We start from the raw sequence: 8,951 nt of genomic DNA, 5'->3' as shown, positions 1-8,951 counted from the left end.
GCTGCATCGGCGCGGGGGAGTCACGGGGTGACTACGCCTTAGCGTGCTTTATTTTCCGAATTCTGAGACGACCCCTACGTGAGAGTGTGCTACGAGTTGCATATATTGCCACTAAGTTAATCGTTGCGGGTTGTTGAGGAAACTCGATAGCTCGTAACTTCCCTTCTTTAATCATATCAAGGCAGCAATGCTCAGCTAAAATAGCAAATCCCAATCCTTTTAATACTGCTGATTTTGCTAATATGGCACTGTTTACTCGATAATTACTATTAATGGTTACTCTGATTGGCTTTTTATCTTCATCCATAAATATCCAAGGTTGCCCTTCTAGTGCGCTTAAGCTAGAAATACAAGGCATTTTGCTTAATTGTTCAATATGTGTGGGTATTCCTGTTTTTTCTAATAATTCATTAGATGCCACAACAATACTGCGCCATGATTTAATTAAGCGTGAGTGATAGCTACTATCCGCTAAATTTCCACGATGAAAAGTTAACAGTAAATCAATATCATCATCGATGATATTTCTTGGCATTAGTTGGGTATCACATTGAATAAGTAAATTAGGATGAAGTGCAGCAAAATCAGCCAAAATATCACCAAGTAGCTCACTGCCATATTCACTCGGAATAGTTAAACGGAAAGTACCCGTTAATGGTCCATCACTAGTGATATTGCTTACAACATTGTCTAATTCAGTTAAGGTTTTTATTCCTTGCTGATAGAGTATTTTGCCTTGTTCAGTAAGGCGCATTTTTCGAGTTGTTCTATCAATAAGTTTACAATTGAGTTGCTGTTCAAGCTGTTTAATTGCACGACTGATATTTGAGGTAGGCATAGATAATAGCCGAGCTGCTGCTGCAAATTGCCCTTGCTCTGCTACGGCAGAAAAAATACGTAATAAATTAAGATCGATTTGCATAAATAATTCACTGCCTACTGTATTTCTATTACTCAATATAGGCAGTGTATCATTCATTTTCTTTTCACTCGTTAATAATTAACAGTAACCATGAGACATGAGTTTTTGATAGCGTTTATCTAAAAGTTCTTCGGTTGAATAGCTTTTTAATAAGGCTAAGTCAGTTAATAACTGTTGTTTAAGAAATTCGGCAGCTTGTTGATGATCTCGATGAGCTCCACCTAATGGCTCTGGAATAATGGCGTCGATAATACCTAATGATTGTAATTTAGGTGCTGTCATTCCCATGGTTTCTGCCGCAATTGGCGCTTTATCAGAACTTTTCCACAGAATAGATGCACAGCCTTCTGGTGAAATTGCTGCATAAGTACTGTATTGCAGCATATTAACTTTATCACCAACACCAATAGCTAGCGCACCTCCAGAAAATCCTTCACCAGTAATAGTGCAAATAATAGGTGTTTTTAATCGTGACATTTCAAGAATATTACGTGCGATAGCTTCAGCTTGTCCGCGCTCTTCAGCACCAACACCAGGGTACGCTCCCGCAGAATCAATAAAAATAATTACGGGTAGATGAAAGCGCTCCGCCATTTTCATTAAACGTAATGCTTTTCTATAACCTTCTGGTGACGGCATACCAAAATTGCGAAGAATTTTCTCTTTTGTATCACGCCCTTTTTGCTGCCCAATCACCATAACTGGCATTTTGTCTAAACGCGCTAAACCCGCAACAATCGCTTTATCATCGGCATAAGCTCTATCACCCGCCAACTCCTGAAAATCAGTAAAAACCGCTTTAATATAGTCAAGGGTATATGGACGCATTGGGTGACGAGCGAGTTGCACAATTTCCCAAGCACCTAAATCAGTAAAAATAGATTTTGTCAGCGAAAGGCTTTTTTGCCTTAAACGTGCGATTTCTTCATCTAAATTAATACCTGTTGGTTCATCTTGAGATTGCTTAAAGGTGAGCAATGCATCTATTTTTTCGTCTAATTCAACAATAGGTTTTTCAAATTCAAGATGAATAAAAGACATAACGACCTCAGATTTAATTCAGTAAATAAAACAATGATTGGCTCAGTTTAGAAAAAATAACAATGTGTTAATAGATTGGAATTTGATAAACACTATTATCAAAAATGGGATAATTGAACATTACAACAAGATCAGCAAGAAAAAAGATAAGATCAAAAAGAGCTTTTTTTCTGACTTTAAGCTATACAGTAATTACTAAGTTATGTATTAATATACAGTGCGAATTTGTTCTTTTTTTCACCCGTAAAAAATCGTACGAATTATAAAACACGCCATAAAATACAAATAATTAGAATAAAGATAATATGTTCTCAAAAAAAACACGCTCAACAGCTGCACTGCTATTTTCATCACTTCTTCTTACAATAGGAAGAGGTGCAACATTACCGTTTATGGCTATCTATTTGTCGAGGGAGTATCAATTACCTGTCGATGATATTGGTATTGCCATGTCTATTGCATTAACAACGGGGATTTTCTTCAGCCTTGGCTTTGGCATGCTTGCTGATAAATTTGAGAAAAAACGTTATATGATCCTTGCAATTCTAACGTTTATTTTTGGATTTGCTGCAATCCCTCTTGTTCATAGCACTATTTTAGTCGTTATCTTTTTTTCTGTGATTAACTGCTCTTATTTAGTGTTTTCAACCGTATTAAAAGCGTATTTTGCCGAAACCTTATCAGTTTCAGCAAAACCTAAAATATTCTCTCTAAACTATACCTTTATCAATATGGGATGGACGGTGGGGCCCCCTATCGGCACCTTATTATTAATGTATGGAACACAATTACCTTTCTGGCTTGCGGCTATTTCGGCAACATTTCCACTATTTATGATCCAAGTTTTTGTTCAACGCTCAAAAGCGGTGAATACAGATGAAGAAAATAGTGTGAAATGGGATCCGAAAATAATGCTAAAAGATAGAGCATTAAGTTGGTTTGTACTCTCAACTTTTTTCGGTACATTAACGTTTGGCTCTTTTGCCTCATGTATTTCGCAATATATTTTAGTGGTTTACGATGCAAAATTAGCAGAGTCTGTTATCGCCGTGGTATTACCTGTAAACGCTGCCATTGTAGTCTCTTTACAATATATAGTGGGTAAACATGTTACCGCAGAAAGGCTACGTAAATTAATGACATTAGGTACGTTATTTTTTATGACAGGCTTACTTGGCTTTATGTTTGCTGGTGACAATTTAATCTTTTGGGCACTAGCTATCGCTGTGTTTACCTTTGGTGAATTAATTTATGCACCAGGCGAGTATATGATGATTGATAACATTGCACCGTTAGGAATGAAAGCAAGTTATTTCTCTGCACAGTCACTCGGTTGGTTAGATGCGGCACTTAATCCACTTGCCAGTGGTTTTATTTTAACTGCATTTCCGCCCGCCTCTTTATTCGCTATTTTAATGGTGGTTTCTGCATTGGCTTGGTTTTGTATGATCCAAGGTATGAATGCCAGCCGAAATAAAATGATATCTGTTTAATATATTAGGTATTAATAAAATCATAACCCCCCATCTTACGAGTGGTTATGATTTTTAGCCGAGTGGGATTTATAGTTTATTCAGTCTCTGACTTTATGCTTTTTTCTGCCAATAGATTAAGTAAAGCATATTTCTTTTCAATATTACGTTGTGCTTGATTCGCTAATGCCATTGCTTTATCAGGATAGATTTTAAATAGTCGACTAAAACGTTGCTCTTTATTTAACACCGCAGAAGCGACTTGGTTAGGAGCTCTTGAATCTAGCGTTAACGGATTTTTGCCCTCTTGTTCACGGCGAGGATCAAATCGATAGAGAGGCCAGAAACCTGATGCAGTCAGTTGCTTCATTTGTTCATAGCTAAAGGCCAAGTCATAACCATGCTCTTCACAAGGACTATAAGCAATAATCAGTGAAGGTCCTTGATAGGCCTCCGCTTCTTGAATGGCTTTAATAGTTTGGTTCATTTGAGCACCAATAGCGATTTGAGCAACATAAATGTTGCCATACATCATCATGGTGATACCCAAATCTTTGCGAGCTTTATTTTTTCCATCCTCACCAAATTTAGTAATAGCGCCCATTGGGGTTGCTTTAGATTGTTGTCCACCAGTATTGGAATAACATTGTGTATCTAACACCAGTACATTAACGTTTTCACCGCTACTCAATACATGATCAAGTCCGCCAAAACCAATATCATAAGCCCAACCGTCACCGCCAACCATCCATACAGATTTTTGCATTAAATAGTGCGCATCATGGAGTAACTCTTTGGCTAGTGGATCACTACTGTGACCTAATAAGGTGGATAACTCATTAATTCCATTGCGTTTATCCTGATTAGAATTATTCGTATCAGTCAACGTTTGATAAAGTGAAGCGGGTATTTCTGTTGCAAATCGATTTAATAAGCGCTCAACACGTTTTTTATGCTGATCTAAGGTGAGACGAAAACCTAGACCAAATTCGGCATTATCTTCAAACAAGGAGTTAGCCCAAGCAGGCCCTCTGCCTTCTCTGTTTGTGGTATAGGGTGTGGTTGGGAGATTACCACCGTAAATAGATGAACACCCTGTGGCATTTGCAATTAATAATTCATCGCCATAAAGCTGAGTTAATAATTTAATATAGGCGGTTTCACCACAGCCAGAACATGCACCTGAATATTCAAATAGTGGCGTAATTAATTGTGATGTCCTGATATCTATTTTTTCTAATTCAGAAGGATGTAAATCAGGTAATTGATTGAAGAAATTGAAGTTTTGTTTTTCTTGTTCTAATACACCAAGCTTTTCAATCATATTGATCGCCCTGATGTTTGGATCTTGTCTGTCTTTGGCTGGGCAAACTTCATAGCATAAGTTACAGCCAGTACAATCTTCAGGTGCAACTTGTAAAATATAGTCTAACCCTTTCATTTCACGAGATTTTACAGGAAGTTTTTCAAGGGTTATTGGTGCATTTTCTAACAGGCTAGGCTTGGTCACTTTAGCGCGAATAGCAGCATGAGGACAAGCGGCAACGCAATAGTTGCACTGTGTACATAAAGACGGTTTCCAGACAGGAATAAATTCAGCAATATTACGTTTTTCCCATTGTGTTGTGCCAGTTGGCCATGTGCCATCAGGTGGAAATGCCGAAACAGGTAAACTATCACCAAGCCCTGCTATCATTATGGCGGTGACTGTTTTGACAAAATCAGGCGCATTATCAGCGACAATCGGGGATTTATAAGGACTTTCGGTTAATACAGCCCCAACAGGAACGCGCTCTAATGCAGACAATGTTTGTGAAATCGCCATTAAGTTCGCATTGACCAATGCTTCGCCTTTATTTTGATAACTTTTAATAATTGTCTTATGCAGATAATCATTTATCTTTTCGGCAGGGAAAAGAGATGTTAAGTGGAAAAATGCTGTTTGCATTATGGTATTAATTCGTGCGCCTAATTGGCATTCACGCGCAATCTTATAAGCATTAATAACATAGATGCGCGCTTCTTTTTCAATAAGTAGCGCTTGAACTTCTTGCGGTAATTTAGCCCAAACGGTTGGCGCTGAATAAGGGGTATTTAATAGAAGTGTGCCCCCTACTTTTAATTTCTCAACAATTTGGTATTTATCAATAAACTGCCATTGGTGACAACCAATAAAATCAGCCTGTTTAATGAGGTAAGTTGAGTTAATAGGCGTTTGACTGATCCTTAAATGAGAAACAGTTAATCCACCCGCTTTTTTTGAGTCATAAACAAAATAGCCTTGGGCATATAACGGTGTGTTGCTACCAATAATATTAATATTATTCTTAGTCGCAGAAACAGAACCATCACTACCTAATCCATAAAAGAGTGCGCTAAGTTTATGATGTTCAGGTAATTTGGCATCCATAGGCATAATTGATAAATGTGTTACATCATCATAAATACCAACAGTGAACCGACGTTTAGGTTTAGATTGCTGTAATTCTTTAAACACAGCCATAACACAATCTGGATCGAATTCTTTTGAAGATAATCCATAACGACCAGAAATAGTCAGAGGCAATATTTCACGTTCACCTTGATGATAGGCTTCGGCAAATGCCGTAATAACATCAAGATAGAGAGGTTCAGCCTGTGCGCCTGGCTCTTTAGTTCTATCAAGAACAGCAATAGACTCAACTGAATTTGGAATAGCATCAAGAAAATGACACGCCGAAAATGGGCGATAAAGGTGTACACAAAGTAAGCCGAGTTTCTCGCCTTGCGTATTGAGCATATCAATAACTTCTTTACAAGGACCCGCGGCTGAACCCATTAGAACAATAATTCGTGTAGCTTGAGGGTGCCCATAATATTCAAATGGCTGATAAGTACGCCCAGTCACTTTGGCAAATAAATTCATTGCCTCTTCAACATGTTGATAACCACTGTTATACCAAGGGTTCGAGGCTTCTCTAGCTTGAAAATAAGTATCAGGATTGGCGGAAGTTCCTCTTATCACAGGCGATTCTGGCGATAATGCACGTTGGCGATGAGCTTCAATCGCAGAATATGGAATAAGCTGTTTGAGTTCATCATCAGAAATAGACATTATTTTATTCATTTCATGTGATGTTCTAAATCCATCAAAAAAATGAACAAATGGAATACGGCTATTGAGCGTTGCTATCTGCGCAATCACCGCAAAGTCTTGCGCTTCTTGCACACTATTGGCACAAAGTAGCGCACAGCCCGTTTGTCGTATTGCCATTACATCCGAATGATCACCAAAAATAGACAAAGCATGTGTTGCGACAGTACGTGCAGCGACATGCAATACAAAAGGCGTTAATTCCCCTGCTATTTTATAAAGTGATGGGATCATTAATAATAATCCCTGAGATGAGGTAAATGTGGTGGCTAACGCACCTGTTTGTAATGCACCATGAACCGTTGCTATCGCACCGCCTTCGGATTGCATTTCCATTAATCGAGGTATATCCCCCCAAAGATTGGGCTGGTGAGCAACTGCCCAACGATCAGCATATTCCGCCATCGTCGAGCTAGGTGTTATGGGATAAATAGCAATAACTTCATTTAAGCGATAAGCGATAGAAGCAACAGCTTGGTTAGCATCTGTTGTGATATAAGGGTGCAGTTTATGACTCACAATAATTACCTTTGTTGTTGATCTTTTTTCTTATGCTTTTGAAATTAGCAGAAATTAATTACAAGGAATTATCGTATTTGTGGCTCAAGAGCGATTTATTTGCCAATTAGATGATTTTAGTCAACATTGGCAAATAAATAAAATTGTTATTTAACAATGAATTAAATAATAGTTTTATTGTCGTTGGTGTTGTTTACGGTAACCAGATAAAGAATTACCCGTTTCTCTTTTAAAGTATCGGCATAAATAAGAGGGATCATCAAAATGGAGCTTCACTGATAATTCATTTACCGACAGCGAAGTGCGCATTAATAACGCCTTTATTTCAAGGATAACTTGACGATTAATCAAAGCTTTAGGCGCATCATTAAAGAATTGCTTTGTTATTTGAGATAAATAAAACGGTGTAATGTTAAGCTGATTTGCATAAAAAACCACCTCCCTATGTGCTAAACAATGCTTGCCAATCAATTCCCAAAACTGCCAGCAGAGCTTTTCTTTACGACTAAATTCTTTTTTGGCGATAGAGAAATGAGCGGGTATTGATTCAGTAATAGCAAAAAAGAGATTTTGTAAGTGGTTTTTTAACATTAATTTTCTGTGTTCAGAATAACTGCTATCTATATGTGTTAATTGTTGAATCCATCTATTTAAGGCTTCATATTGTTCTTTATGTGGATGGCAAATAGGGTTGTCATGGAGAAAAGCAAATAAAGTATTTGAAAGAGAATAAGCAATTTCTGAAGCAAAAGATTTATCGAGAAAACAATAGAATAAGCGAAAATTCGCTGATTTTCGACTCAAAACCGCCATCATATCATCGCCTAAAATAAGAATATCATTCGCTTTGATCACCTGTTTTTGAAAACTAATATTGATTACCGCCCTCCCTTCTAAGCAAATCATGACTACGATATAGGATAATGGTAAAGGATAACCTATTTCATTCATCATATTACTTTCACCCATAATGGCATATTGCGGTGAAGTATTAAGTTGTGACAATACTTGGTTCAGCATAAATCCATTACCTCTTTTGCTCCTGACTTAACCCACTTTATGTTTTTATATTTGACGATATTGAACGTAATAACAAGTATCCCCTCTCATTTAGTTGTCAAAAGTACCGATTTTACCTCTTTTATGACATTCGGTTTTTTAGTTGTTTTCTTTAGAATACATACATCTTAAAGACGTAAGATAATTTGCAGAATATTTGAAAACTAAGAGAAGTTATTGAAATGAAAATATTAAAAACAGAGAGACTTATATTACGACCATGGAAACTTTCTGATGCGTCAAGTTTGTATCAATATGCAAAAGATGAACGCGTTGGCCCAATTGCAGGTTGGCCAGTGCATAGAAGTGTTGAAGAAAGTGCCGAAATTATTCGTACTATATTTATGCGTGATGATGTTTATGCCGTTACGTTAATTGATGATGATCTTGTCATAGGCTTAGTTGGATTATCTTTCGCAAATGAGAGTAATTTCCCTATTGGGGATAATGATGCTGAAGTTTCTTATTGGATTGGTGTTCCATTTTGGGGCAAAGGTTTAATACCAGAAGCCGTAAAAGAAATCAGTCGGTATAGCTTTGAAACACTGGAATTAGATAATTTATGGTGTGGCTATTTCGCTGATAATGAGAAATCACAAAAAACACAAGAAAAATGTGGATTTAAATTCCATCACGTCATTGAAGAACAGTACGCAGAATTTTTAGATGAAGTGAAAATTGAAAATATTTGCCGCTTAACTAAAGATGAGTGGATTGAAATCCAAAAACAAGTCTATTAAAACAAAACACCAGAGTGTGAAATTCACATTATCTGGTGTTTTTTAATATTAACAGGGCAATTTAA

6 protein-coding genes are annotated in these 8,951 nt (G+C 37.1%); 2 read left to right on the top strand and 4 right to left on the bottom strand.

The window, feature by feature from the left end; all coding sequences use genetic code 11:
* Positions 1-31: 31 nt before the first annotated feature.
* Together ABN212_RS08965 and accA are read right to left on the bottom strand one after the other, a co-directional pair.
* On the bottom strand, positions 32-922 hold the full coding sequence (locus tag ABN212_RS08965) for a LysR family transcriptional regulator (RefSeq protein ID WP_349443136.1): 891 nt from the start codon (positions 920-922) through the stop codon (positions 32-34).
* 78 nt (positions 923-1,000) lie between these two features.
* Positions 1,001-1,963, bottom strand: a complete 963-nt coding sequence (gene accA / locus ABN212_RS08960; RefSeq protein ID WP_100158242.1) for an acetyl-CoA carboxylase carboxyl transferase subunit alpha — start codon at positions 1,961-1,963, stop codon at positions 1,001-1,003.
* Positions 1,964-2,268: 305 nt separating this feature from the next.
* Here accA and ydeE point away from each other — a divergent pair, with 305 nt between their 5' ends.
* Complete coding sequence (gene ydeE, locus ABN212_RS08955) at positions 2,269-3,456, top strand: efflux MFS transporter YdeE (RefSeq protein ID WP_349443133.1); 1,188 nt, start codon at positions 2,269-2,271, stop codon at positions 3,454-3,456.
* 76 nt (positions 3,457-3,532) lie between these two features.
* Here the strand turns inward: ydeE and nifJ are convergent, their stop codons facing one another.
* Complete coding sequence (nifJ, locus tag ABN212_RS08950; RefSeq protein ID WP_349443132.1) at positions 3,533-7,087, bottom strand: pyruvate:ferredoxin (flavodoxin) oxidoreductase; 3,555 nt, start codon at positions 7,085-7,087, stop codon at positions 3,533-3,535.
* Between the two features lie 174 nt (positions 7,088-7,261).
* On the bottom strand, positions 7,262-8,041 hold the full coding sequence (locus tag ABN212_RS08945) for a helix-turn-helix domain-containing protein (protein ID WP_232799492.1): 780 nt from the start codon (positions 8,039-8,041) through the stop codon (positions 7,262-7,264).
* A gap of 287 nt (positions 8,042-8,328) precedes the next feature.
* Here ABN212_RS08945 and ABN212_RS08940 point away from each other — a divergent pair, with 287 nt between their 5' ends.
* Positions 8,329-8,886, top strand: a complete 558-nt coding sequence (locus ABN212_RS08940) for a GNAT family N-acetyltransferase (protein ID WP_102086725.1) — start codon at positions 8,329-8,331, stop codon at positions 8,884-8,886.
* The last annotated feature ends 65 nt before the right edge of the window (positions 8,887-8,951 follow it).

Origin of the sequence: Proteus genomosp. 6 (assembly GCF_040139785.1) — a bacterium.
Classification (GTDB): Bacteria; Pseudomonadota; Gammaproteobacteria; order Enterobacterales; family Enterobacteriaceae; genus Proteus.
This window is presented reverse-complemented; position numbering and strand designations above follow the sequence as displayed.